Annotated in this window: 21 protein-coding genes; 15 read left to right on the top strand and 6 right to left on the bottom strand. The window is 68.4% G+C overall.

Annotated features, from left to right (window positions below; genetic code table 11):
• Window positions 1-9 precede the first annotated feature (9 nt).
• The 3 genes from AB4Z55_RS01090 to AB4Z55_RS01080 all read left to right on the top strand — a co-directional run bounded on the left by AB4Z55_RS01090 (window position 10) and on the right by AB4Z55_RS01080 (window position 2,508).
• Complete coding sequence (locus tag AB4Z55_RS01090; RefSeq protein WP_101822506.1) at window positions 10-780, top strand: 1-acyl-sn-glycerol-3-phosphate acyltransferase; 771 nt, start codon at window positions 10-12, stop codon at window positions 778-780.
• A gap of 76 nt (window positions 781-856) precedes the next feature.
• A complete protein-coding gene (locus AB4Z55_RS01085; protein ID WP_101822509.1) occupies window positions 857-1,669 on the top strand; it encodes a 1-acyl-sn-glycerol-3-phosphate acyltransferase in 813 nt (270 codons plus the stop codon).
• Window positions 1,669-2,508 (top strand): HAD family hydrolase, encoded by an 840-nt coding sequence (locus AB4Z55_RS01080; protein ID WP_101822511.1) that lies wholly within the window; start codon window positions 1,669-1,671, stop codon window positions 2,506-2,508. The genes AB4Z55_RS01085 and AB4Z55_RS01080 overlap by 1 nt, the downstream gene beginning before the upstream one ends.
• Window positions 2,509-2,536: 28 nt before the next feature.
• On the opposite strand, the gene AB4Z55_RS01075 is transcribed toward AB4Z55_RS01080, so the two are convergent.
• A complete protein-coding gene (locus tag AB4Z55_RS01075; RefSeq protein ID WP_369518949.1) occupies window positions 2,537-4,255 on the bottom strand; it encodes a peptidoglycan recognition protein in 1,719 nt (572 codons plus the stop codon).
• A gap of 454 nt (window positions 4,256-4,709) precedes the next feature.
• Between AB4Z55_RS01075 and AB4Z55_RS01070 the strand changes: the two genes are divergently transcribed.
• Window positions 4,710-6,293, top strand: a complete 1,584-nt coding sequence (locus AB4Z55_RS01070; RefSeq protein WP_239450644.1) for a SpoIID/LytB domain-containing protein — start codon at window positions 4,710-4,712, stop codon at window positions 6,291-6,293.
• Between the two features lie 4 nt (window positions 6,294-6,297).
• Here the strand turns inward: AB4Z55_RS01070 and AB4Z55_RS01065 are convergent, their stop codons facing one another.
• The 5 genes from AB4Z55_RS01065 to AB4Z55_RS01045 form a co-directional block, all read right to left on the bottom strand.
• Window positions 6,298-6,984 carry a GAF and ANTAR domain-containing protein gene (locus tag AB4Z55_RS01065; RefSeq protein ID WP_248644328.1) on the bottom strand — a complete coding sequence of 229 codons (687 nt, stop codon included), beginning with the start codon at window positions 6,982-6,984 and terminating at the stop codon, window positions 6,298-6,300.
• Between the two features lie 90 nt (window positions 6,985-7,074).
• Complete coding sequence (locus tag AB4Z55_RS01060; RefSeq protein ID WP_248644329.1) at window positions 7,075-7,734, bottom strand: class I SAM-dependent methyltransferase; 660 nt, start codon at window positions 7,732-7,734, stop codon at window positions 7,075-7,077.
• A gap of 82 nt (window positions 7,735-7,816) precedes the next feature.
• Complete coding sequence (locus AB4Z55_RS01055) at window positions 7,817-8,599, bottom strand: PIG-L deacetylase family protein (protein WP_369518948.1); 783 nt, start codon at window positions 8,597-8,599, stop codon at window positions 7,817-7,819.
• Window positions 8,596-9,546, bottom strand: coding sequence for an acyl-CoA dehydrogenase family protein (locus AB4Z55_RS01050; protein WP_369518947.1), 951 nt, complete (start codon window positions 9,544-9,546; stop codon window positions 8,596-8,598). Before AB4Z55_RS01050 ends, AB4Z55_RS01055 begins: the two co-directional genes overlap by 4 nt.
• On the bottom strand, window positions 9,543-10,214 hold the full coding sequence (locus AB4Z55_RS01045) for a glycosyltransferase (RefSeq protein WP_369518946.1): 672 nt from the start codon (window positions 10,212-10,214) through the stop codon (window positions 9,543-9,545). Before AB4Z55_RS01045 ends, AB4Z55_RS01050 begins: the two co-directional genes overlap by 4 nt.
• A 378-nt stretch (window positions 10,215-10,592) precedes the next feature.
• On the opposite strand from AB4Z55_RS01045, the gene glf reads away from it, so the two are divergent.
• The 11 genes from glf to fadD32 all read left to right on the top strand — a co-directional run bounded on the left by glf (window position 10,593) and on the right by fadD32 (window position 26,023).
• Entirely contained in the window at window positions 10,593-11,801 is a 1,209-nt protein-coding gene (glf, locus tag AB4Z55_RS01040) for a UDP-galactopyranose mutase (protein ID WP_101822528.1), read from the top strand.
• Window positions 11,802-13,742 carry a glycosyltransferase gene (locus AB4Z55_RS01035; protein WP_101822530.1) on the top strand — a complete coding sequence of 647 codons (1,941 nt, stop codon included), beginning with the start codon at window positions 11,802-11,804 and terminating at the stop codon, window positions 13,740-13,742.
• Window positions 13,743-13,776: 34 nt separating this feature from the next.
• Window positions 13,777-14,511: a phosphatase PAP2 family protein gene (locus tag AB4Z55_RS01030; protein WP_033204779.1), complete on the top strand. Its 735-nt coding sequence runs from the start codon at window positions 13,777-13,779 to the stop codon at window positions 14,509-14,511.
• Window positions 14,508-15,428: a decaprenyl-phosphate phosphoribosyltransferase gene (locus AB4Z55_RS01025; protein ID WP_101822532.1), complete on the top strand. Its 921-nt coding sequence runs from the start codon at window positions 14,508-14,510 to the stop codon at window positions 15,426-15,428. The genes AB4Z55_RS01030 and AB4Z55_RS01025 overlap by 4 nt, the downstream gene beginning before the upstream one ends.
• The gene (gene zomB, locus AB4Z55_RS01020; protein ID WP_369518945.1) at window positions 15,415-17,514 is read left to right on the top strand and encodes a flagellar motor control protein ZomB; all 2,100 of its coding nucleotides are present in this window, start codon (window positions 15,415-15,417) and stop codon (window positions 17,512-17,514) included. Before AB4Z55_RS01025 ends, zomB begins: the two co-directional genes overlap by 14 nt.
• 382 nt (window positions 17,515-17,896) lie before the next feature.
• On the top strand, window positions 17,897-18,886 hold the full coding sequence (locus AB4Z55_RS01015) for an alpha/beta hydrolase family protein (RefSeq protein WP_004021369.1): 990 nt from the start codon (window positions 17,897-17,899) through the stop codon (window positions 18,884-18,886).
• 361 nt (window positions 18,887-19,247) lie between these two features.
• A complete protein-coding gene (locus tag AB4Z55_RS01010) occupies window positions 19,248-20,780 on the top strand; it encodes an alpha/beta hydrolase-fold protein (protein ID WP_248644335.1) in 1,533 nt (510 codons plus the stop codon).
• 297 nt (window positions 20,781-21,077) lie between these two features.
• Window positions 21,078-21,614: a DUF732 domain-containing protein gene (locus AB4Z55_RS01005; RefSeq protein WP_004018727.1), complete on the top strand. Its 537-nt coding sequence runs from the start codon at window positions 21,078-21,080 to the stop codon at window positions 21,612-21,614.
• Window position 21,615: 1 nt separating this feature from the next.
• Window positions 21,616-22,629, top strand: coding sequence for a cutinase family protein (locus AB4Z55_RS01000; RefSeq protein ID WP_369518944.1), 1,014 nt, complete (start codon window positions 21,616-21,618; stop codon window positions 22,627-22,629).
• A 223-nt stretch (window positions 22,630-22,852) separates the two neighbouring features.
• The gene (locus AB4Z55_RS00995; RefSeq protein WP_004018729.1) at window positions 22,853-23,863 is read left to right on the top strand and encodes an LLM class F420-dependent oxidoreductase; all 1,011 of its coding nucleotides are present in this window, start codon (window positions 22,853-22,855) and stop codon (window positions 23,861-23,863) included.
• A gap of 258 nt (window positions 23,864-24,121) precedes the next feature.
• Window positions 24,122-26,023, top strand: coding sequence for a long-chain-fatty-acid--AMP ligase FadD32 (fadD32, locus tag AB4Z55_RS00990; protein WP_004018730.1), 1,902 nt, complete (start codon window positions 24,122-24,124; stop codon window positions 26,021-26,023).
• Window positions 26,024-26,044: the final 21 nt, after the last annotated feature.

The following is a 26,044-nucleotide window of genomic DNA, read 5'->3' as shown; positions in this document are numbered from 1 at the left end:
CTCTCTCGCATGGAACCCGTCTACGACACCGTGATCACCGCCGCCCGCCTGCTGTGGCTGGCCGAAGGTCTGAAGTTCACGGTGTCGGGTGTCGAACACGTACCGGCCGACGGCCCCGGCGTCGTCGCGATCAATCACACCGGCTATCTCGACTTCACCTACGCCGGCATCCCGGCTTTCCTGCAGGGGCGTCGCAAGGTCCGCTTCATGGCGAAGAAAGAGGTCTTCGACAACAAGATCTCCGGCCCGATCATGCGCTCGCTCAAGCACATCCCCGTCGACCGCGCCCAGGGTGCGGACAGCTACCGCAACGCGGTCGACTATCTCAGGCGCGGCGAACTCGTCGGGGTCTACCCCGAGGCGACGATCAGCCGGAGCTTCGAGCTGAAGGCCTTCAAGTCGGGCGCCGCGCGGATGGCGATCGAGTCCGGTGCGCCGATCGTGCCCACGGTCATCTGGGGCGCGCAACGAGTCTGGACCAAGGGCCACCCCAAGCAACTGGGTCGGACCGGGTACAAGATCTCGATCGGTGTCTGTGAGCCCCTCGATGCCACGGGCAGCCCCGACGCCCTCACGGCGAAGCTGCACGAGGTCATGAGTGCGAAACTCCTCGAACTCCAGGAGGCCTACGGCGAGCACCCGAAGGGCGAGTTCTGGGTTCCCGCCCGGCTCGGCGGTTCCGCGCCGACGCTCGAGGAAGCCAACGAGATGGATGCCCGGGAGCAGGCCGAACGGGCCGCCAAGCGCGAACCGCGCAACGACGATCCCGGCGTGGTCTGAGCAGACCTCGGGCCCCTACGTTGCCTGTCGGTTGTCGTCGTCCCGCGGTGTCGTCCGGCGTCGTTAACCTGGACTCATGAGCGCAGGGAGGCATGGGCACCGCGAGCCGGTGTATCGCACCCTGGAACTCATCGCCAACGGACTCGTCCGAGCCCAGGGTCTCGACCTGCACTTCACCGGTGTCGAGAACGTCCCGGACACCGGCGGCGCGGTCCTGTGTGTCAACCACACCGGTTACGTCGACTTCCTCCCGCTCGCGCTCGGCGTCCAGCGCGCCGGCCGCCGAACCCGCTTCCTCATCAAGTCCGAGGTCATGGACATCGGGATCATGCGGTTCCTGGTCAACCACACCAGAACGGTCCCCGTCGACAGGTCGCGCGGCGCGGAGGCCTATCGCGCCGCGCTCGGGCGTCTCCGGGACGGGTACATCGTCGCCGTCTACCCGGAAGCGACGATCAGCCGCAGCTTCGAGCTCAAGGAGTTCAAGAGCGGGGCGGCCCGGATGGCAGCCGAAGCCGGCGTCCCCATCATCCCGGCGATCGTGTGGGGTGCCCATCGGCAGTGGACGAAAGGTGGGGCGCGGGACATCGGGCGCAGCCGGCTCCCCGTCCATGTCCGATACGGTCTGCCGTTCACCCCCGGGCCGGACGAGTCCCCGGAGCGTGAGACCCTGAGGCTCCGCGACACCATGAACTCGATGCTCCTCGAGGTCCAGGACTCCTACGGTCCGCACCCACCGGGTGAGTTCTGGGTTCCGTCACGACTCGGCGGCTCGGCACCGACACCCCAGGAGGCCGCCGTGATCGAAGCCGACGAGGCGCTGCGCAAAGCCGAGGCGCGGGCGAGACGAGCCGCCGAGAGAGCTCGGTCGAGAGGAAGCAGACGCTGATGACATTCGGTCCACCCACACTCATCGCCAGCGATGTGGACGGAACCCTCATCGACGACGAGAACCGGGTCTCCCCGCGCACGTTGTCCGTGCTGGCCGCCGCCCGCGCCGCCGGAGTGGAGTTCGTGCTGGCCACCGGCCGGCCCCCGCGATGGATCGCCGAGATCACCGATCAGTTCGCCGGCACCGAGGCGTTCGTCCGGTACGCGGTGTGCGCCAACGGCGCCATCATCTACGACGCCGAGCACGATCGCGTGCTGTGGTCGGCGAACCTCGAGCCCGACGCGCTCGTCAAACTCGGAGAGATTGCCTACCAACAGATCCCGGGATGCGGCATCGCGGCCGAACGTGCGGGCCGGTCCGCGCACGACGCGGCGACGGCGCCCTTCGTGGCGAGTGCCGGTTACGAGCACGCGTGGCTCAACCCCGATCACGTCGAGGTCGGCGACGACGAGGTGTTCGGTGATCCGGCGGTGAAACTCCTCGTCCGCAAACCGGGTATGGCCTCCGACGAGATGGCCCGTCGGCTGCAGCCCGTGGTCGGCGACCTCGCCCAGGTGACCTTCTCCACCGACAACGGACTCATCGAACTGTCGGTGCCGGGAACCCACAAGGCGTCGGGGCTCGCACGCCTCGCCGACCTCGCCGGACTCTCGGCCGACGCCGTGATCGCGTTCGGCGACATGCCCAACGACGCCGAGATGCTCACCTGGGCGGGGCACGGCGTCGCGATGGGCCACGGTCACCCGGCGGCGCTCGACGCCGCCGACGAGGTCACCGTCGGCAACAACGACGACGGCGTCGCCAAGGTACTCGAGCGCTGGTTCGCCCCGCGCTGATCGTCTCGCGGATCCGCGGATCAGCGGATCAGGCCGCAGGCGGTACCGGTGCGGGTGCTCCGGGCTCGGCCGGCGGCGGCGCGGGGGCACCGGGATCGGCCGGCGGGGGAGCCGGGGCGGCCGGATCGGCGGGCGGCGTCGGTTCGGGTGCCGGCGGGGCACCGCCGGCGAGCGCCCGGATCGCGGTGAGCGCCGCGTAACCGTGTACCCCCGGGCAGCTGGTGCTGTTGTAGTCCCGGTGCCCGGAGATCACCGGCAGATTCGACTGGGTGCCCGCGGCGAACTTGGTGCCGGCGAAGCCTTCTGAGGTCAACGTCGCGGTCCCGGCGGGATTGAGTCCGGCCTTGCCGAGGCGCCAGCGCAGGAACTTGCCGGTCGCCGACACCATCGCCGCGGTCGGCGGGACCTCGTCGAGATTGCCGATCATCGACACCCCGACGGTCTCCTTGTTGAACCCGCCCGTGTGCGTGCCCTCGACATTGCGGTCGAGTCCGCCGAACGCGCCCTCGAAGATCTGGCCGTACTTGTCGATCAGCACGTTGTAACCGATGTCGCACCAGTTCAGGCTGCGCGCGTGGTACGCGTAGATGCCGCGGACGATCTCGACGGACTGCTGCGGGGTGTAGTCGTTGCTGCCGGCTGTGTGGTGCACGATCGCGCCGCGCATGTGCGGGGAGTAGACCGGTTGCGAACAGCGGATGGACTCATCGGCGCCCCACGCCTGGCGGGCGACGACCTGCGGCCCGCCGGTCAGCGGCGACAGCAACGACGAGCCCAGGCCGAGCAGGCTCTCCGGGCTGATGAGCGTCGCCTTCAGCGCGTTCAGGGCGACGGTGGCCAACTCCGTCACCACCGTGCTCGCGGTGCCGACGGCCAGTTGGGCGAGATCGCCGCCCTGTGTTTCCGCAGCCGGGATCGCGAGTCCGTCCTTGCTCGCGGCGACCTGCACCTCACGTGCGTCGCCCACCCAGACCGGCTCGGTGCCGACCGGGTTCTTAACGCTCGGCGCCTGCCCGCGCGAGATCTGTTCCAGGACGGTCCACGGCCCCCACTTGCCGTCGGGGTTCTTCGCGCGCAGCTTGAGGTCGACATCGACGGGACGGTCCCACGTGAACGCGACCATCTTGATGGGCGCCTCGCGCACGATGTGCGTCACCGCGGCCCCGACCTCGCGGCCGTCGCGCATCGTGGGTGTCGCGGGCGTCGTACTGCTCGGGGTCGACCGGGTTGTGCCCGGAGTCCGATCGCCTCGCGGCGCGGGTGTCGCCGCCGCATCCGGGGACTCCCGGGTGGTCGACGGAACGCGACGCTCGCTCGTCGGAGCGTCGGTCGTCGGGGTCGCGGATTCTGTGGTCTCCGACGCTGATTGCGACGTCGACGACCCGGGCGTCGACTCCGGTGACGACGAACCCGGTGACCCGGACGGGCCGGTGCTCGTCGATGCCCCGCCGGCACCCGGTACGAGTCCCTTCGGCAGCGGAACCGTCAGATCCGGCAGCGGGAACGCGTCCGGATCGATCGGCGGCAGCTCGACACCGGCCGCGGCGAGACCGGAAGACGCGACGTCGACGATGGCCGCGGGCAGTTCCCGCAGCGGGACCTGCTCGATCTCGGTGTCGGAGACCGTCTGCTTGTTGTCCACGAGCTGTGGCTCGGACTGGCTCGCGATCACCACGAACGGTGTCGCGACGACCGCAGCGGCGATCGCGGCGAGCGCGATCGAGGGTTTCGGTCTGGGGTAACGCACTCAGGTCTCCTCGCAGGTTGGTCGGACCGCGGCACGGGTGGTCGTGGGGGTGTGGTCGGGTCCGGTCAGCCGTCGGCATCCACGCAGCCGACGGCGTCGGAGCCCGGAGGCTTCGAACGCGGTCGACTGTGCTCGGTACGGCGGCCATCGTCGCGGTCGCCGATCCCGGACGTCGGCGACACACGCCGCAACCGCGTAACTCGTGATGTTCTTGTTATCTGTGAGGCACGAGTGGTTCAAGTGGTGATTGTTGATCAAGAGGCAGCTCATCCTCGAGGGCGGTGCGAGGTCACGACAGCCCGGGCAACTCGTGATCCGGTTGTGATCCCCTCGGGTTGGAGATCGGCTCCTTGGTTCACTAGGGTCACTTAAGTCCCAATCGTCACATCAGTCACAGGCGTTACGGAGGCCGTGAGTCCGCGGCAGCCGCGGCTGGTGTCGTCGCGACCGAAGGATGTGTTCTGCAGTGACCAAAGCCCGACCTACACGGCGTCTGCCGAGATGGACGGCGAGCGGTGCGCGGCCCGGACGGGCTCGCAACCGCGCGTTGACCTGGGCCGCGGCCGGGCTGGCGCCCGCACTGCTGGCCGGTGGACTCGCGGTTGCGAGTTCATCGGAATCGGCCGAACAGGTCGAGCTCTCGGTCGGGTCGACGGTGACGCTGATCGGGCACGGTCATGGCCACGGCCGCGGAATGGGGCAATGGGGAGCGTACGGCTACGCCCGTAAGGGCTGGACGGCACAGCAGATCCTGCGCCACTACTACGGTGGCACCACCGCGGGGAAGGTGGACAGGCCCGAGATCCTGGTGGCCCTCACGGGTCAGGGCTCGGTGAATGTGCACGCGGACGCCGGCATGCGAGTCGGTGGTCAGACGGTGGCTCCCGGGCAGGCGGTCAGCCTGTCCGGGGGCACGGCCACCATCCTCAGCGGATGCGGTGGTGGGGCGGTGCGGTCGGTACCCGCCACGTTCGTCGAACCACTCAGCATGGCGCCCAATCGACCGGGCGGCGAATTCCTCAAGTTCTGCGGTTCGAACAAGGCCTACCGCGGGGCCATGGGCCTCGAAGGTGGGCGCGTGGTCAACCGCATCCACGTCGACGACTACGTCAAGGGCGTCATCCCGCGCGAGAGCCTGCCCGCCTGGGGTGACTCCGGCGGCGCGGCGGCGTTGCAGGCGCAGGCGGTGGCGGCCCGCACCTACGCGCTCGCGGCGATCGCGGGCGGCAAGAAGATCGACGACACCCAGAATTCGCAGGTCTACGGCGGCGTCTCCGGTGAGGACCGGCGGACCAACGCGGCGGCCGACGCCACCGCCGGCCAGATCCTGTTGCAGAACGGACAGCCGGCCTTCACCGAGTTCTCTGCATCGACCGGCGGTTTCACCGCAGGTGGTCGCTTCCCGGCGGTGGTCGACGAAGGGGATACGGTCTCGCCGAACCACAACTGGACGGCCACCGTGAGTGCGGGCAGCATCGGATCGGCTTTCGGGGTCGGTGCCCTACGGAGCTTCGAGGTCATCGAGGCCAACGGCCTGGGCGCCGAACACGGGCGCGCGATCAAGGTCCGCGCGGTCGGCTCGGGTGGCACCGCGGAGGTGAGCGGTGAGGAAGCACGGACCAAGCTGCAGCTGAAGTCCTCGTGGTTCGCGGTGCAGGGCCAGCCCGCACCGCCCCGCATCGTCAAACCACCCACCGGTCCGGCGTCGCCCGGCGGCGGTGGGATCGACTTCGGCAGCCTCGATCAGCTCGCCGAGCAGATCTTGCCCGGGTCGTCGAAGTTCCTGGACATGGCGACCTCGGCGATGAACGGGCGGTTCGCGGACCTCGGTGGGATCACCGGACCGCTCGGCCAGGCGCTCGGCGTGCCGACCCTGACCCCCGACGCCGCGGGCGTCACGCAGCTCTTCGAGAAGGGGATGATGTTCTTCACCCCGGCCACGGGCCCGCGGGTGCTGGTCGGCAAGGGGCTCGAGCGATACCAGGACCGCGGCGGCATCCCCGCGCTGGGCTTCCCGAAGCGCGACGCGTTCCGCTGAGCGCTCAGTCGCCTTCCGGTCCCGCTTCGACGATCTGGGCGGCGACGTCGACGAGTTTGGTGTTGGTGTCCTGCGACAGCCTGGCGAGCAGTGCGAACGCTTCGTCGGCGTCGAGCCGGTAGCGCTCCATGATCATGCCCTTGGCCTGCCCGATGATGTCCCGTGTGCCGAGTGCCGCGCGGAGCTGCTGCTTCTCCTGTACGGCTCCGAAAGTCGTCGCGGCGTGGGCCGCGAACAGCTCGCCGACCTGCAGTGCGTCAGGTGTGAACGCGTGGGACCGGGTGCTGTGGAGATTCAGTGCAGCCGAGTCGTCGCCGTCGATGTAGAGGTAGAAGCATGCCATCGACCTGATGCCCAACTCGGCGGCGGCAGCAGCGAAGGCGGGCCATCGGGTCTCGACGGTCATGTCATCGATGCAGACGGTGTGGACGCCGATGGCCGCGCGTAGGCACGGGCCCTCACCCAGCTCGCGCTGCAATCGGTCCGCCTCGCCGCCGAGGTGGCCCACCATCACCGGTGTCTCGATCGCCCCGTCCGTGACCATGGTCACGGTCGCGTACTCGGCCCCGGGAACCGCGTCGACCGCGAATTTGGTCATCGAACGGAGCGCTGCCTCGGCGTCGTCGCTCTCTTTGCGCATCTCGTTCGCGATCCGCGCCATCTCAGCTCCGAAGTCCGCCAACTCGGTCACCTCTGCCTCCTCGTGAGACATCCATGCGCGCGCCTCAGCTGGACCGACACCAAAGCGCTGGCTGTTGAACACCCGTTGTCGAAAAGATCATTATGCCGTACGGTGTGCGGCTGCGGCATCGACGAGTCCTTCTCGTTGCGCAACCGACCCGAGGGGTGACGAAGTCATCACGTCGATGCAGAAGTCGGTGTCCGCGTACGACGCTGACGGGTGCAGCGCTGACGAGCGCAACGCGTCATGGACTTGGTCGCCGGTTCGCGGATACTCCTCGACCCGCCATCTCCAATGCACCGCCAGCACCTCGCCCGTGGGCGACAACGAGTCCGGAAGCCGTGCGATGACCTCGTCGAGATCGGCGTCGTCGAGGTAGTAGAGGACCTCGCTGAGCACGATCAGGTCGAACCGGCCCGACGGCCAATCGGTGACGATGTCACCGACGCGCACGTCGACCGAGTCGTGGCCGTCGAGTCGCCTCCGTGCGAGTTCCACCGCACGTGGGCTGACATCGGTACACAGCAGATGGTCGGCGCGCGTGGCCAACTCGGCGCTCAGCACGCCGATCGAGCAGCCGGGCTCGAACACCGAGCCATACCGGGGAGAGCTCAGCGCCGCGAGGGTCAGAGCGTACTTCCGCTGCTCGTACCACCGCGTCGCGAAACCCCACGGGTCGTCGCTGCGGCGATACATGTCGTGAAAGTAGCTGTCGGGCAGCGATTTTCGATCACTACCGGTGGTGCCGTCGTCGGTCATGGCCTCGTCCGTCCTGTCCTCGCCGGTCGTGTTCTCGACCGGTCGCGCTGCCTTGCTCCGCGCCTGCCCCGGATGTCGGTGGTCACACGAAGACGAACTCCCGATCGCGGAGCAACCGGTCGAGAATGTGCGGTCCGAGAACGGCGGCGTCCTCGGGTGCCGGTGACAACGGGCGGATCTGGGTCTCGAAGGCCTGTGTCGCCGCGCGTTTGGCCACGGCGATGTCGTCGTCGAGGACGAGGGTGCGCAGCCTGTGCCAGGGGATGTCGGGATCGTCGGGGGTTGCCCAGTGCCACATCCAGATCGGATACATCCAGACCGGGACACCGCGCCGGTCGCCGACGCGACGTGCACACCGTCCGACGGCCTCGTGGTCGGGATGACCGTCGTGCATCCAGACCGCCAGCAGTGCGGTCGGGGTGTCGGGTTTCTCGGAGATCGTCGCGTCGACGATGGCCTCGATCTCGTCGTCGTGGGCCGACAGGGTGCCGTCGCCGAGCCCGCACCATCGGGTGGTGCCGATGCCCAGCGTCGACGTCGCGGTGTCGACTTCGGCGTGGCGCCGGACGGCCAGCTCGGCCGGCGACAGCGTCGGCGAACCGGGATGCGACGCCGAGCCGTCGGAGAGGCAGAGCGCGACGACGTCGACACCCCGTCGGTGGGCGGCCGCCATCACCCCGCCGACGCCGAGGATCTCGTCGTCGGGGTGGGCGGCGAGGACGATCAGCCGCCTGACGTCCGGCTCGAAGTCGGGCCACGGCCCCCGCGCGGCGAACCACCGCTGCCACTCCGACTCCGGGGTTCCCCCCGACGATGTCGGGGTCGTCCCGAAGCGGTCCGTCGAGGAGATGTCGCCGGTTGTCATGACGTCTCCGATCCCGGGCCGGGTATCCGACCCCCGGTCAGTCCGCCCAGGACCGCGAGATCACGGTCGGCGTGGGACTGCCGGATGTAGACGGTGAGGTCGGCGACAGCCTGGGCGTGGTCGGGATCGGCGGCGAGCGGGCCGGGACCCAATGCACGCCCGACCCGATCGATCACCGCGGTGGCGACCTGTTCGACGGACCAGCGCACCGCGAAGGCGAGTCGTTTCGCCGACGCGGTCGGGTCATTGTCGATCTCATGTGCCGCGGCCTGCAGGTGCGCCCATCCGGCGGCGAGGTGGGCGTCGACGGCGCCGGCGTGCATCCGCAGCAACGCGTCGTCGGAGCGCTCGGCCGCGCGGTAGAGCGGTGCCGCGACCTTGCGGGCCCCGCCGAACCAGCAGGCCGCGACCCCGATCCCGCCCTGCCAGAAGCCCGGCCGGTCGAGATAGGCGGCGGGTTCGCCGATCGGGTCGGCGGGCACGGCATCGAAGGTGACGGTCCCGGTGTCGGAGTCGCGCATACCCGTGTTGGTCCAGGCCGAGCTGTCCGCGGAGACCCCCGGGCGACCGAGATCGACCGCGAACAGTCGGCTGCCGGCGTCGGTGTGCGCGGTGACCAGCGCATGCGTGCACGACGTCGCCCCCGAACACCATTCCTTGATGCCGCTCAGTTCCCAGCCGCCTGCGACCGACCGGGCCTCCACGCGGGTGTCGCGCCCCTCGGCGGCCCACACGCCCCAGAACTCGCCCGAGGCGGTCCCGCCGCCAGAGATCTCCGCGAGGATGGCGTCGGCATCGGCGTGCGCCTCGACGAGACGGCCCGTGCTGATGTCGTCGGAACAGGCGCGGACGAGAGCGGCGAACCGGTCGAGGGTGTGGCCCCGGCCGGGGCGGGGGAGCGGGAAGGACGGGTCGTCGACGATGGCCCGGGCCCGCGCGGGCGTCACCCGGCTGCCTCCTCGGGCTGGTCGTCGGCCAGGTCTCGCAGGTAGCTCGCGAACCCGTGCCGGGTCCGTCCCTCCCGCCGGGTCGATGTGCGGACCGGGACCCGGGCACCCCGTTCGACCGTTGCACCCGAGCGGCGCAGGCGATCGACGAGATCGACGTCTTCGTCCACGTCGAGCTCGGCGAACCCGCCGACGGCGACGTACGTCGAGGCCCGGATGCCGAGGTTCGCGCCGTGGACGTGGCCGTGCCCGGGACCCGCGTCGTACTCGCGCAGATATCTCTCGTCGGTCCCCGCCGGCCACCCGTCGAACCCGTCGGGGGTGACAGTGCCCACATAAGCGTCCGCGCCGGCATCGGCGGCCGCGACGTGTTCGACGAGCCAGTCCCGCGGAACCGTCGAATCGGCGTCGGTGGTCGCGAACCACGTGGTGTACGACTCCGCGGCCGAGATGGCGGCTGCGTCGAACCCCGCTCGACGCGCCGCCCCGACGCATCGCGCGTCGACGACGACGGTCGAGACATCCGCCGTGAGCAGCGTTGCGGAGTCGTCGTCGCAGGCGTCGAGCACCACGACCACCTGCACCGGAATGGCCACGGCGGTCGCTGCGCCCTCGAGAGCGGCGAGACATCTCGGGAGATGTTCGGCCTCGTTGTGGACGGGGACCACGACGACGACACGCTCGACCGACGGGTGTGAAGGTGGGTTCGTCCAGTCCCCGAGAGGGGGACCTGTCTGCTCCCTGAGGAGCCCCGGAGCCTGCGGAGGTGGCCCGGTCTGCTCCCTGAGGAGCCCCGGAGCCTGCGGAGGGGGACCGGTCTGCTCCCTGAGGAGCCCCGGAGCCTGCGGAGGGGCGTCACGAAGGGCACTCGGGGAGGGGTCGTCGGGCGGTCGTACGAACAGCGGCGTCACGCAAACCCCGAACTACTCACCGGACAAGGCACGGGCCCGGGGGCTACAGGCCGACGATCGAAACATTACCCGGCTTCCGTGCCAGGCCACGTGGCTCGGAGATTCCTCAGGGAGGGTCCGTTACCCTGAGGACCCGTGGCAACCAGTAGCAGTTACGACCTGATCGTCGTCGGCTCCGGATTCTTCGGCCTCACCGTCGCCGAACGGGCCGCGACGCAGCTGGGCAAACGGGTCCTCGTGCTCGACCGACGCGACCACCTCGGCGGCAATGCGTACTCGGAACCCGAACCGACGACCGGGATCGAGATCCACAAGTACGGGGCGCACCTGTTCCACACCTCCAACGAGCGGGTGTGGGAATACGTCAACCAGTTCACCGACTTCACGAACTACCAGCACCGCGTGTTCGCGCTGCACAACGGCCAGGCCTACCAGTTCCCGATGGGCCTGGGGCTGGTCAGCCAGTTCTTCGGCAGGTACTTCAGCCCCGACGAGGCGCGGAAGCTGATCGCCGATCAGGCCAGCGAGATCGACACCGCCGAGGCGCGCAACCTCGAGGAGAAGGCGATCAGCCTGATCGGTCGCCCGCTGTACGAGGCGTTCATCAAGCACTACACCGCCAAGCAGTGGCAGACCGACCCCAAGGAGTTGCCCGCGGGCAACATCACCCGCCTGCCGGTGCGCTACACCTTCGACAACCGGTACTTCAACGACACCCATGAGGGTCTGCCGGTCGACGGTTACACCGCGTGGCTGGAGAACATGGCTGCCGACGACCGCATCGAGGTGCGGCTGTCCACCGACTGGTTCGACGTGCGCGAGCAGCTGCGCGCCGACAACCCCGACGCCCCCGTCGTCTACACCGGCCCCGTGGACCGGTACTTCGAGTACTCCGCGGGCCGACTCGGCTGGCGCACACTCGATTTCGAGACCGAGGTGCTCGACACCGGCGACTTCCAGGGCACTCCGGTGATGAACTACAACGACGCCGACGTCCCGTTCACGCGCATCCACGAGTTCCGGCATTTCCACCCCGAGCGGAACTCCTACCCCGACGACAAGACCGTCATCATGCGGGAGTTCAGCCGGTTCGCCGAGAACGACGACGAGCCGTACTACCCCATCAACACCCCGGAGGACCGGGCGATGCTGACCGCCTACCGCGAACTCGCCCGCACCGAGACCGCAAGTGCCGGAGTGCTGTTCGGTGGTCGTCTCGGTACCTATCAGTACCTCGACATGCACATGGCGATCGCGAGCGCGCTCACCATGTTCGACAACACCCTGGCACCGCATCTGCGTGATGGTGCGCCGCTGGTGGCCGACCCCGCAGGAGCCGAATAGATGACGGTGACTCCCGTGAACCAATCCGACATCCCCGACGCAGGCGTCGGGCCGTCGAAGGCGAAATCCCTTCTGCAGCGGGTGATCTTCCCGCGGGCGGGTGAGCCGCTCGACGTGCGGTCGCTGTACGTCGTCGAATCCGAGAGCAACAACCGCCGGGCGCATGCCCCGAGTCGGACCTCGGTGCTTCTCGGCGCCGAATCCGAGGTGAGCTTCGAGACCTACTTCAACGCGTTCGCTGCGGCCTACTGGCGGCGCTGGAGCATCCTCGACTCGGTGGTGCTGCGCGTCGAGGTGATCGGCACCTGCCGCGTCGACCTGTACCGCTCTAAGATCGACGGGTCGCGTATCGGCATCGGCGGTGACCTGGTCGACACCGACGAAACCGGCCGCGGCGTCGTCGAATTCGAACTCGACCTCGGTCCGTTCGAGGACGGTGGCTGGATCTGGTTCGACGTCACCACCGACACCGACACCGAAATCGTCTCCGCCGGTTGGTATGCGCCCATCGACGCACCGACGGCCGACGAGGAGACCAAGCGCGTCACGGTCGGCATCCCGACGTTCAACCGCCCGACCGATGCGGTGAACGCGTTGGCCGCGTTGACCTCCGACCCGTTGGTCGACGAGGTCATCGATGCGGTCATGATGCCCGACCAGGGCACCAAGAAGGTCGTCGACGAGCCCGGATACACCGAGGCCGCCGCGGCTCTCGGCGATCGCCTGCACATCTTCGACCAGGGCAACCTCGGCGGATCGGGCGGATACGCGCGCATCATGTACGAGGCGCTGCGGCTCACCGACTCGCCCTACGTGCTGTACATGGACGACGACATCGCGATCGAGCCCGACTCGATCCTGCGTGCACTGGCCATGTCGCGATTCGCCAAGGCGCCCATGCTCGTCGGCGGTCAGATGCTCAATCTGCAGGACCGCAGCCACCTGCACTGCATGGGCGAGGTGATCCGCCGCGACACCTTCATGTGGACGGCGGCGCCGTTCGTCGAATACGACCACAACTTCTCGAAGTACCCGCTGCGCGACCGCGAGAACTCGAAGAACCTGCACCGGCGGATCGACGTCGAGGGCAACGGCTGGTGGATGTGCATGATCCCGCGCGAATGCGCGGAGCAGATCGGCCTCCCGATGCCGTTGTTCATCAAGTGGGACGACTGGGAGTTCGCGCTGCGAGCCGCCAAGGCCGGTTACCCCACGGCCACCGTGCCGGGAATCGCCATCTGGCACATGGCCTGGAGCGACAAGGACGACGCCATCGACTGGCAGGCGTACTTTCACCTGCGCAACCGGCTCGTCGTCGCATCGATCCATCACGACGGCCCGATCAAGGGCATCGTCCGGTCGATGACCAAGGCGACCGCCAAACACCTTCTCTGCCTCGAATACTCCACCGTCGCCATCCAGAACGAGGCGATCCGGGACTTCCTCGCCGGACCCGATCACATCCGCAACCTGCTGCCGACCGCGCTGCCGAAGGTCGCGCAGATGCGCAAGCAGTATCCGGACGCAGTGGTCTTGCCGTCGGCGACCGAGTTGCCCCGGACCTCCGGCGAGGCAACGCGCCTCGGGACCTCGATACCGCTGAACCCGCTCAGCAAGATCAAGGCGCTGACCGCCGCCGTGGTGAACAACGTCCGCCCGGCCGACCCGCGGCATCACGAGGTCCCGCAGGCCAACTTCCCGCCCATCGAGGCGCGGTGGTTCTCGCTCGGTCGTGTCGATGGGGTCACCGTCACCACCGCCGACGGCCGCGGCGTCGTCTATCGGCAGCGCGACCGCGAGAAGATGATCGAGCTCGCGCGCGAACACTTCGCCCTCGTGAAGGAACTGCAGGACAAGTTCCCGGAGATGAAGCAGCAGTACAGGTCTGCGCACCGCGACCTGACGTCGAAGGAGAGCTGGGCGGGTGTCTTCGGAATCTGATGGTCCGGTGATCGGCAGTGGGGACGACACGGTGCTGGAGGATCGTGCGGAGACGGGCCGGGTCCCGGCCGACGACATCCCGCGTCCCCTGAACGGTGAGGAGAAGGCCCTCGTGGCCATCCAGGCCGGGATCGGTGGCCGCCCCGGCGTCCGTCCGGCCGCGCGCGGACTGTCGCACGTGGGTGAGCACGCACTGGGCTGGCTCGCCATCGCGGGTACCGGCTGGGCGCTGGCCCGCCGCCGCGGCGATGTGCGCGCGCAGCAGCTCTGGCTCGAGGCCGGGGTGGGTGCCTTCGGTGCGCACGCCGCGTCCGTGATCATCAAGCGCATCGTCCGGCGCCCACGCCCGGCCCACCCGCAGATCGCGATCGGGGTGTCGACGCCGAGCAAACTGAGTTTCCCGTCCTCGCACGCGACCTCGACGACCGCGGCCGCGATCCTCATCGGCCGCGCTGCCGGCTGGGACCCGAAGGTGCTGCCCGCCGTCCTCGTGCCGCCGATGCTCGTGTCCCGCCTGGTGTTGGGTGTGCACTACCCGAGCGATGTCACCGCGGGCGCCGCGATCGGTGCCGCGAGCGCAGCGGCGGTCGTCGTGGGCGATAAGGTGCTGCTCGAACCCACCCGGAACAACCCGGACCCCGGGCGTGCCCGCCGTGCGGCGCGCGTCCTGGCCCGGCTCGGTCTCACGGCCGCAGTACCCGGCGGGCCGCTGCGTCTTGCCGCGTCCCCCGTCATCGCGCGGGTGACACGACACAGGGAGAGTGCATGAGCGAGGAGCCGATCGAGCACGGAAAGGTTCTCGGACCGCCGAAGAACCTGACGTCCGGGCTGATCAAGGCCGTCCGGCCGCGGCAGTGGGTCAAGAACGTCCTGGTGCTCGCCGCTCCGCTCGCCGCGGGCAACATCACCGACGCCTCGGTGCTGGCCTCCGCCGGCGTCGCCTTCGTCGCGTTCTGCCTCGCCGCGTCGAGCATCTACCTGGTCAACGACGCGATGGACGTCGAGTCCGACCGCAATCACCCGACCAAGCGGTTCCGGCCGATCGCCGCCGGCGTCGTCCCGGTGACCCTGGCCTACGTTCTCGCCGTCGTCCTGCTCGTCGGCTCGATCGGTATCGCCTTCCTTGCGAACTGGCAGACGGCCGTGGTCATCGCCATCTACCTGGTCATCCAGCTCGGCTACTGCTTCGGCCTGAAGAACCAGGCCGTCATCGACATCTGCATCGTGTCCTCGGGCTTCCTGCTGCGTGCGATCGCCGGTGGCGTCGCCGCCGAGATCGTGCTGTCACAGTGGTTCCTGCTCGTGATGGCCTTCGGGTCGCTGTTCATGGCGGCGGGCAAGCGCTACGCCGAACTCCAGCTCGCCGAACGCACCGGCGCCAAGATCCGCAAGGCCCTCGAGTACTACACGACCACCTATCTGCGATTCGTCTGGACGCTGTCGGCGACCGCGGTCGTGATCTTCTACGGCCTCTGGGCGTTCGACAAGGGCTCCGACCACGACACCAACGTCGCGTACGCCATCTCGATGGTGCCCTTCACGGTGGCGATCCTGCGCTATGCCGTCGACGTCGACGGCGGTGCCGCGGGCGAACCCGAGGAGATCGCGCTCGGCGATCGTGTCCTGCAGCTGCTCGCCGTGGCGTGGCTGGTGTGTGTGGGTGTCGCGGTCTATGCAGTCAATTGATGAGTCGCCAACCGGTTTCCGGGCGCTGAACACCGGCCGCAACAAGGTTGCGGCCGTCAGTTTCGTCCTCGGCGCCGTCGTCGTCACCACCTTCTTCGCGATCGGTGCGTGGCAGCGCAGGTGGATCGCCGACGACGGACTCATCGTCCTGCGCACGCTCCGCAATCTCTTCGCCGGGAACGGTCCGGTCTTCAACGCCGGGGAGCGGGTCGAGGCCAACACCTCGACCGCCTGGACGTACCTGTTGTGGTTCTGGGCGTGGATCACCGACGGTCAGCTCGAATACGTCGCGCTCTGGGTGGCGCTGGTCTGCTCGGTGGCCGCGATCCCGATCGCGATGTACGGCAGCGCGCGTCTGTTCGGCACCCGGATCGGCGGGATCACCGGCGACGGTTGGACCCTGCTGCTGCCGTTCGGTGCCGTCATCTACATCGCCATCCCGCCCGCCCGCGACTTCGCGACCAGCGGATTGGAGAACGGCCTCTGCATCTTCTGGGCGGCCGTCCTGTGGTGCCAGCTCGTCGCATGGGCACGTCGCGGCCCGCACGCGAGCCGCGGGAGCGCGGCTGTGCACGCGAGCCGCGGGAGCGCGGCGGCCACGCTCGCGCTGGCCTTCACCGCCGGTCTCGCCCCGCTGATCCGGCCCGAACTGGCGATTCTCGGCGGCCTGGTGCTGCTGCTGGTCTTCTTCGCGCCCCTCGGTTGGAAGATGCGGATCGGTGTCGTCGTGGTCGCGGGTGCGCTGCCGGTCGGCTACCAGATCTTCCGCATGGGCTACTACGCCCTCCTGGTTCCCAATCCCGCCGTCGCGAAGGACGCCAGCGGTGCGAAGTGGGATCAGGGTTTCGCCTACCTCACCAATCTGTTCGGCCCCTACGTGCTGGTGCTGCCGGTCGTCCTGGCTGCGGTCGCGGGCGTACTGCTGATCGTCGGCGGCCGGATGCGGGCCACGGCGGCCGACGCCCAGGGCACCGACCCGGCCGACACCGGTGACGCCACCCCCTCGACGCGGTCGTCGCGTCTCGCAGGCTGGTCGCGTCGGCTGCAGTCCTCGACCGCGGTGGTGACCGTCGTGGTCCTCGCCGGCATCGTCCTGATCGTCTACTGGATGCGCCAGGGCGGCGACTTCATGCACGGACGGGTGCTGCTGGTGCCGGTGTTCGTCACCCTGCTGCCGCTGATGGTCGTGCCGGTGACGATCCCCGCGCACGTCGGCGCGGCGTTCCGTCGCCGGCCGTCGAAGGACTCCGACTCGGTGATCTCCGACCCCGCGACCGACCCCGATCCCGTGCCGTCCGCGCCCGAGCCCGCGGATCGCCGTCGAGCGCGTGCCCAGCTCGTCGGTGCGATCGCCATGAGCGGCATGTGGATCACCGTCGTCGTCTGGGCGGTCGTGACGCATGCCAACGTCCTGCCGAACGCCGGCATCGACATCGGCCGCAGCGGCATCGTCGACGAGCGTCGGTTCTACGTCACCAACATGGGCAACGAGAACCCGGTCACCGCCGAGGACTACCTCGACTACCCGCGTATGAGCGCGATGGTCGAGAAGATCGACGAGTACCGCGAGGACGGCGGCGTGATCCTGCCGTCGTTCAACTACGACGAGTGGTACGTGGCACAGCTGCCGGCCGTGATGCCCAAGGGCGGCGAGCGGCAGGTGACCGTCTACTTCTTGAATCTGGGTATGACGAGCATGAACGCACCGCTGGATGTGCGCGTCATCGATCAGATGGGTCTGGCCTACCCGCTCGCGGCGCACACCGAGCGCCTCGAGGACGGCCGCATCGGGCACGACAAGATCCTGCCGAGCGAATGGGTCGTCGCCGAAGCAGGCGCGTACCCACGCCGTCCGGTACTGCCCGGGTACCTCGACGAGGATCTGGTCCGCCAGGCCCAGGTCGCGCTGCAGTGCCCGGAGACCAAGGACCGGTTCGCCTCGTTCGAGGCCCCCTGGTCCTTCGATCGCTTCAAACACAACCTGCGTCAGGCGTTCACCTTCAACAGCTATCGAATCCAGCGCGAGCCGGAGTACGAGATCCAGCGCTGCGGGTTGGAGATGCCGCCGCCGGTCCACCCGCGCTAGTGCCACGCCACCGGGCGTCGAACCCAAGCACACGACACCAAGAGAACGCATAGAAAACACGGGGCCGAACCTGTGGAGTTGCCGTCGAACATCTCGGATCGGTAACGTCCCCGTGGGCGCGGCCGATAGAAAGGTCGTGACGGAGGTGTTCTGAACTGCTGGGACGCCGAAGTGACGGGGGTTGTGATCGCGATCACATGGTTTGTCACGTCCGGGGGCATCGAATAGGCTCGCCGACGGTGAATCGCATGCGAGAACGACTCGTGAACGACGTCGCGCCGCGCAATGAGCCGGGGGACGAAAAATGTGTGACGCACAAGGACCGATCGGCCGCTAGGGACTACGAGTTCCGGCCGATCGGCTGAAGAGGGAGATTCTGTACATGCGTGAAGCTGCCACCGAGGCGCCGAGGCCTGCGCGCAACCGGATGAGCAACCGGTTGATCGCCGCTTTCGTCGCCATCCTGACAGTTGTCGGACTGACCGGTGTCGTCGCCGGCCAGGCCAACGCCCGGATCGGCGGAACGCAGGTCGGCAAGCAGGAGTTCTGGGTCAACGGCTGCGGGATGCCGAACGTGAAGGTCCGCGCCTGGAAGAAGCCCGGCAACTACAAGACCGTCATCCTCCTCGACGGCATGCGCGCCCAGTACGACTACAGCGGCTGGGAGATCAACACCAACGTCCAGGAGATGGTGAAGTCCGGCGTCAACGTCGTCGAGCCCATCGGTGGACCCGCAAGCTTCTACACGGACTGGGATGCACCCAGCAACTTCAACCGGCAGCCCTACCGGTATCGCTGGAACTGCGTCATCAGCCGGACCCTGATCAGCGCGCTCGACGCCCGCGGCTTCCGCGTCGGACCGTCGAAGCGCTACGCCATCATGGGTCTGTCCATGGGTGGTAACGCCGCACTCGTCCTCGGCGCCCAGAACCGTCAGCACTTCGACCGCGCCGGCTCGCTCTCGGGCTACAACTTCCTGAGTGCGCCCGGTATGCGTACCGCCCTGCGTCTGGCGATGCTCGACGTCGACCCGAAGCCCTGGAACATCGACGCCATGTGGGGCCCGCCGTGGAGCATTCGCTGGTTCCAGAACGATCCCTTCTGGAACATCGGCCTGATGCGCGGCATGAAGGTCTTCGTCGGTTCCGGTAACGGTCTCTTCGGCCGCTACAACGCACTGCCGAATGTGTTCGACGACCTGTTCAAGGGTTCGACCCTCGAGCTCCTCGCGTTCACGCAGTCCAAGGCCTTCGAGGCTGCGGCCTTCGTGCAGGGTGTGCCGCTGATGACCTACTACGCAAACGGCACCCACGCCTGGGGTTACTGGCAGGACATGATCTGGAACGCCAAGAACCGCGGATTCTTCCGCTGATCTGACATCGCCGGTCCGCCGGCCGCACGACGCCCCGCCCGGGTCACCGGGCGGGGCGTCGTCGTATCACTCCGCTCCCTGAGGAGCGTCCGGAGCTTGCGGAGGGCGCGTCACGAAGGGGGTCGGCGACCCGAGGTGAGAGACCCTTCGTGACGCTCGCAAGCTCGCTCCTCAGGGAGCAGGGCGAGATATCAACTGTCACACAAATCCCACGTGTCACAGCGTGGCGTGCGGACAGGCCGCGCCGTGGCGTGTAAGAAACTCCTGAGGCGTTTGATACTTATGAGGCATGTGTGACTGACGGGGAATCGGTCACGGGTGCTGGCGCCGGTGTACAGGGGCGAAGGAGTTCTGGAGAGTGATGCGGCGAAACAGTGGTACAGGCAAGGTCGACGCGCGACCGGCCGATGCAGGGCAGGATGGCGCGCGCCCGGCCGGTCGTCGGGCGACCCTTCGCCCGGTGAAGGCCGCCGTGGTCGCGCTGGCGACGGTCGCGGTACTCGTGATCGGTAACGGGCTCGCCGGGGCCGAACCCGCGCCGGCCCCGCCCGCCCCCGCGGCACCGCCCGCGGCGCCCGCGCCGCCGGCCTCACCCAGCGCGCCGGCACCCGCACCGCCGAGCTCGCGTGCCCCGGTCGCACCGGCGTCGGTCCCGGCCGCGCAACCCGCCAAGGTGACCAACACGTACTGGTACACCGACCGGCGAGTGGCCCTGTGGGTCTACTCCCCGGCGATGAACACCAACATCCAGGTGCAGATCCTGCTGGCCCGCGACTGGCACGCGAAGCCGAAGGAGAAGTTCCCGCAGCTGACGATGCTCGACGGTCTGCGCGCGCAGGACGATCAGAGCGGTTGGATCATCAACACCAAGATCGTCGACTTCTACAAGGACAAGAACGTCAACGTCATCCTGCCGATCGGTGGCGAGTCGAGTTTCTACACCGACTGGAAGGAACCCGATCGCGGCAAGAACTACAAGTGGGAGACGTTCCTCATGCGGGAACTGCCGCCCATCCTGGAGAACGATTGGCGGTCCACCGACGTCCGCGGCATCGAGGGGCTGTCGATGGGCGGCTCCGCCGCGATGATGCTCGCCGCGCGCAACCCCGGGTTCTACAAGTTCGCGGCGTCGTTCTCGGGAATCCTGCAGCTGAGTTCATTCGGTATGCCGCAGGCGATCCAGTTCGCGGTGCGCGACGGTGGCGGCTACGACTCGATGAAGATGTTCGGCCCGCCGTCGGACCCGGCCTGGAAGGAACACGATCCGTACCTGCTGGTCGACAAGCTGCAGGGCACGAGTCTGTACGTCTCGTCGGGCAACGGCATGGTCGGGCCCCACGACAAACCGTCCGACATCCCGATGCTCGCGACCAACTACTCCGGTGTGGGACTCGAGATGCTGAGTCGCGTCACCTCGCAGCAGTTCGCGATCCAGTTGAATCGCAAGGGGATTCCCGGCCAGGCCAACTACCGGCCGTCGGGTACGCACACCTGGCCCTACTGGGAGTTCGAGATGATGCAGGCCTGGCCGCAGGCCGCGGCCGCGCTCGGACTGTCGCGTGATGCGGTCGCATGCCGCGTCGACGGTGCCTTCCGCAAGGTCTGGGACGCCAACAAGGCGGACCTGGGAGGTTGCCTCACCCCGTCGTACCCGGTGGCGGGCGGCAAGGCCCAGGACTTCGCCGGCGGACGCATGTTCACCGGACCGAAGGGCCCGAAGATCGTCACGGGCGCGATCGGTGGCGCCTACGTCGCCGCCGGCGGTCCGGCCGGTCGTCTCGGCAAGCCGACGAGCGACGAACTCCCGACCCGCGACGGCAAGGGCCGCGTGAACTACTTCGAGCACGGCCGGATCACCTGGACCGCGAAGGACGGCACCAAAGTCCTCAAGTGAGGAGTCCGGTGAGCGAGGCGGGATTCGACAGAAGAGGACGGGGGCACCCGTCGGTGCCCCCTAACCTCGACCGCACGTGTGTGCGGCCTGAAACTTCGCTGAGGAATCGGACTGTTTGTGCAGGTGGCGCGAGTGCGGCGGCCGGAATGCCCCCGCGCGGGCGGTAGCCTGACGTGGTGTGCGATGCGGGGTGCCCCTGCATCGCGATCGGCCGCAGGCCGGACGCGTGAGGTGTCGCCGGACAGATCGTCCGGTGGTGCGCGATCTCGACGGAGAAAGGTTCGGCAGGAAGTGGCGATGACAACGAAGTGTGTGCGGCTGGTGCTGGCCGTGACGGGCCTCGCTCTCGCGCTCGGGTCCGTGTCGGCCTGCGCCGACGACTCGACGGCCAGTGCGCCGATCACCAACAACCCGGTCACGACGACCTCGCTCTACTCGGCGGCGGAGTCCTCGACGAGCACGCCGGGCACGACCTCCGCAGAGGCCACCCCGTCCACGACCGGCGGCACGTCGGAGCTGCCCGCGACCGCGCCGAACCCCAGTACGAAGGTCCCGGCCAGTTTTCCCGGGCCCAGCGGCCAACCACTCGACGACAAGGCCCGCGCCTACCTGGCCGCGCTGAAGCAGCAGGACGTCACCTTCATGGGGGACAACGACAACTCGGTCGCCCTGACCATGGCGAAGTATGTCTGCGGCGCCAAACAGAAGGGCACCGACCCGAGCATGGTGAAGGCCTTCGTCACCGCCTCCGTCGGTCCCGGTGCAGACAATGTCGAAGAAGCGAACGTGAAGGCCGACAAGGTCATTCGCGCAGCAGAACAGCACTACTGCTGACGTGGCCGCCCGTCGCAACGCCGCGGGCCGCACCCGCAAGGGTCCGGTTCGGCGGCTCGGCAAGTTCGCTCTGCTGCTCCTCGCGCTCGCGGCCATCGCGATCGTGCTCATCGTCGTGCTGGTCCTGGTGTGGCTGGCGCCCGGCCCCGCGCCGATCGGTCCCGGTGGGCCGCCGAGCACGCCGCCGTCCGGCGAACGTCCCGACGCCCAGCCCGCGGACTGCCCCGATGTCCTGACGGTCGTCATCCCCGGCACCTGGGAGTCGAGCGCGGACGACGATCCGTACAAGCCGTCGGCGAATCCGAACTCGCTGATGCTGCGCGTCTCGCGCGCGCTGTCGAACGACTTCGACACCTCGCGCACCGAGATCTACACCGTCCCCTACACGGCCGAGTTCCGGAACCCGACCAACCTGGCCGACCGGCAGGCCGACTACAACGTCTCGCGTACCCAGGGCTACAAGCGCGCGGCAGGCAAGATCATCTCCACCAACGAACGCTGCCCGTTGACCGGCTACGTGATCATGGGCTTCAGCCAGGGCGCGGTCATCGCCGGTGATCTCGCGAGCAACATCGGCAACGGCCGCGGCGTGCTCGACGAGAGCGACCAGGACCTCGTGCTCGGTGTCGGGCTCATCGCCGACGGCCGACGCCAGCCGGGTGAACAGAACGACATCGAGCCGAGCCCCAACGGTGTCGGCGCGGAGATCGCGCTCGGCGGGATGGGCAATCTCGTACCCGGGATCTCGATGACCGGCCCGCGCAACGGCGGATTCGGCGACCTCCGCGATCGGGTCCAATCCATCTGCGCGCCGGGCGATCTCATCTGTGACTCGCCGACGATCGTCAATCCGCTGGCGGCGGTGTCGAAACTGGCGAACGCGGCGTCGAACCCCATCCACGCGATGTATGCGACGACGCGCTACTGGGAGAACGACGGCCAGACCGCGACCCAGTGGATGTACGACTGGTCCAAGGACCTCATCCAGGACGCGCCCGCGCCCAAGCACAACTGACCCTGGCTCGCCCGCCGGACGACACCGGCCGGGCACCACCGATGCACCACCGGTCCCGTCGTCGAACTAACCGGCCGGTAACCTCGTCTGGCGGCGTCGGCCGATTCGTTTGGCGGTGCCGTCACGCTGCATTAACGTGTTGGGCTGGCCCGAGGAACACCGCGGACGCCGGAGGGCGTACACGCGCCCTCACCCATCCGGCGATCACGACGAGAGGACAGCGATGACGCAACCCCCGAGCGATGCCGGTGGTGCCTCCTCCGGCTTGCGGAAGTTCCGCTTCGGCGCGGGTGGTGAGGGCAACAAGGACGAGGGCGGTGCCCGCAAGTTCGTCAAGCTCGCGCAGACCGCCGAGGAGTACGGCTACGACACCTTCGCGGTGCCCGACCATCTCGGCAACCAGGTCGGCCCGCTGGCGGCACTGGGCGCGCTGACGCAGGCGACGAGCACGATCCGCCTGGCCACCTCGGTGCTCGCCAACGGCTGGCGCCACCCGGCCCTGCTCGCCAAGGAGGCCAACACGATCGACGTCCTGAGCAAGGGACGTCTCGAGTTGGGCATCGGCGCCGGCTGGATGAAAGAAGAGTTCGACAAGGCCGGGATCGAGTTCGAGTCGCCCGGTGTGCGCATCCGTCGCCTCGATGAGGCGCTGACGGTCCTCGACGGCCTGATGCGTGGCGAGACGGTGAACTTCGACGGCGAGTTCTACCAGATCAACGGCCTCGAGGGCAGTCCTCGGCCGAGGCAGGGACCGCGTCCGCCGATCGCCGTGGGCGGCGGTGGACCCAAGATGCTGGCCCTGGCCGCCAAGCACGCCGACATCATCTCCGTCGCTCCCGGCACCACCACCGACGGCAAGATGAAGCTGTCCGACATGACCATCGCCAAGACCACCGAACGCGTCGACCGCATCCGTGAGGCCGCCGGCGACCGGTTCGACGATCTCGAGCTGAACTGGACGATTGCCGTCATCGTCATCACCGACGACCGGGTCGCCACCGCCGAGATGGCGTTGAAGGCCCTCGAACAGGGCTATCCGCCGAACATCGCGCACGACACGGAGTTCACCGTCGACGACGTGCTGACCTCGCCGTACATCGCGATCGGCAGCTTCGACGAGATCGCCGACCAGATCCGGGAGGTGCGTCGCCGTACCACCATGTCCTACGTCGGGGTCTTCCCGACGCAGATGGATGCTTTTGCGCCCGTGCTGGCGCAATTGAAGGGGGAGTAGGATGGCCGACGGTCTCGCGACTCAACAGCGAGGTGACGGGTCGGTGAACCCGGGGGTGCGCGTCGAGGGGCGACGCGCACTCATGCGAAACCGAGCATGACGAACGCGAGTTTTTTCGTTGGGTAACTGGACGTGCGCTACCGTATCCCGCGGTCGGCACAGGACGTGGACGGCAGGACTGCGTGGTGGTGTCGCCAAGACCTCGCCGGAGATCTGCGCCCGCGTGGGGGAGTCCACGAGGGGGCACAGGAGTAATGAATGCTGAGTACTGAACTCGAAGACTTTCTCGATGAGACCGGGAACATCTCTTTCAGCGAGGAAGCGACCCTGGTCGACTACGTCGAGCAGAACGTCCGCGAGCAGGCCGACACACTGGCCTACCGGTTCATCGACTACAGCCGTGAGCGCGACGGGGAGCCGCAGGATCTGACCTGGGCGCAGTTCGGTAAGCGGCTGCGCGCGGTGGCGGCGCGTCTGCAGCAGGTCACGAAGCCGGGCGACCGTGTGGCGATTCTCGCGCCCCAGTCGCTCGAGTACGTGATCGGGTTCTTCGCGGCGCTCTATGCCAGCAACGTCGCGGTACCGCTGTTCTCCCCGGACGAGCCCGGCCACACCGACCGTCTGCACGCGGTCCTCGACGACTGCCGGCCGACCGCGATCCTGACCTCGACGAAGTCCGCCGAGGCGGTCCGCGATTTCTTCGCGCCGCTGCCGGCCAAGGAGCGCCCGCGCGTCATCGCCGTCGACGCGGTGCCGGATTCGGTGGGGTCGAGCTGGGTGGCACCGGTCGCCGGTCAGGACCACAACAAGGACACCGTGGCCTACCTGCAGTACACGTCGGGTTCGACGCGTGTCCCCGCAGGCGTGGAGATCACCTATCAGGCGGTCGCCGCCAACGTGCTGCAGATCTCCGACACCATCGGCATCGACCGGAAGGCGCGCGGCGTCACCTGGTTGCCCATGTTCCACGACATGGGCTTGCTGACCGTGATCCTGCCCGCACTCGGCGGTCGGTACATCACGATCATGAGCCCGCAGGCGTTCGTGCGTCGTCCGGGTCGCTGGATCAAGGAACTGGCCGCGGCCGCCGACGGCGCCGAGACCTTCGCCGCCGCGCCCAACTTCGCCTTCGAGCACGCCGCCGCGCGCGGTCTGCCGAAGGACGGCGAGGAGCTGGATCTCTCGAACGTCATCGGCCTGATCAACGGCTCCGAGCCGGTGACCGTCAGTTCGATGAAGAAGTTCAACGAGGCGTTCGCGCCCTACGGTCTGCCGAAGACGGCCATCAAGCCCTGTTACGGCATGGCCGAGGCCACGTTGTTCGTGTCCGCGACGCAGCGCGAGAACGAGGCGAAGATCGTCTACGTCGACCGCGACGACCTCAACGCCGGCAGCTTCACCCTCGTCGACGCCGATGCACCCAACGCGGTCGCACAGGTGTCCTGCGGCCAGGTCGCGGTGAGCCAGTGGGCCACCATCGTCGACGCCGAGACCGCGACCGAACAACCCGACGGCCACGTCGGCGAGATCTGGCTGCACGGGCTGAACATCGGCGCCGGCTACTGGAACAAGCCGGACGAGACGGTGGAGACGTTCCACAACAAGCTGGTCACCCCGCTCCCCGAGAACAGCCACGCCGAGGGTGCGCCCGCGGACGCGATCTGGATGCGGACCGGCGACTTCGGCGTCTGGCTCGACGGCGAGCTCTACATCACCGGGCGCGTCAAGGACCTGGTGATCGTCGACGGCCGCAACCACTACCCGCAGGACCTCGAGTACAGCGCGCAGGAGGCCAGCGACGCACTGCGCCCCGGCTTCGTCGCGGCGTTCTCGGTGCCCGCGAACCAGTTGCCCGGTGAGGTGTTCGAGTTCGCCGGCAGCGGCCTGAAGCCCGACGCCGACGACGCGTCCGAGCAGCTGGTCATCGTCGCCGAGCGCGGACCCGGTCGTAAGGCCGACCCGCAGGAGGTCGCCGACACCGTGCGCGCCGCGGTCGCCCAGCGTCATGGCGTGATGGTCCGCGACGTCCTCCTGGTGCCGGCCGGCTCGATCCCGCGCACGTCGTCGGGCAAGATCGCCCGTCGCGCGACGCGTGCGGCCTACATCGACGGCAGCCTCCGGGGCGGCTACAAGCAGACGGCGTTCCCGGACGCCGAGTAGCGATTCTGCGGACCCGGGCGG

This window comes from Gordonia sp. ABKF26, assembly GCF_041103195.1.
Classification (GTDB): Bacteria; Actinomycetota; Actinomycetes; order Mycobacteriales; family Mycobacteriaceae; genus Gordonia; species Gordonia terrae.
The sequence above is the reverse complement of the archived record's forward strand: the minus strand, read 5'-3'. Positions and strand labels throughout refer to the sequence as shown.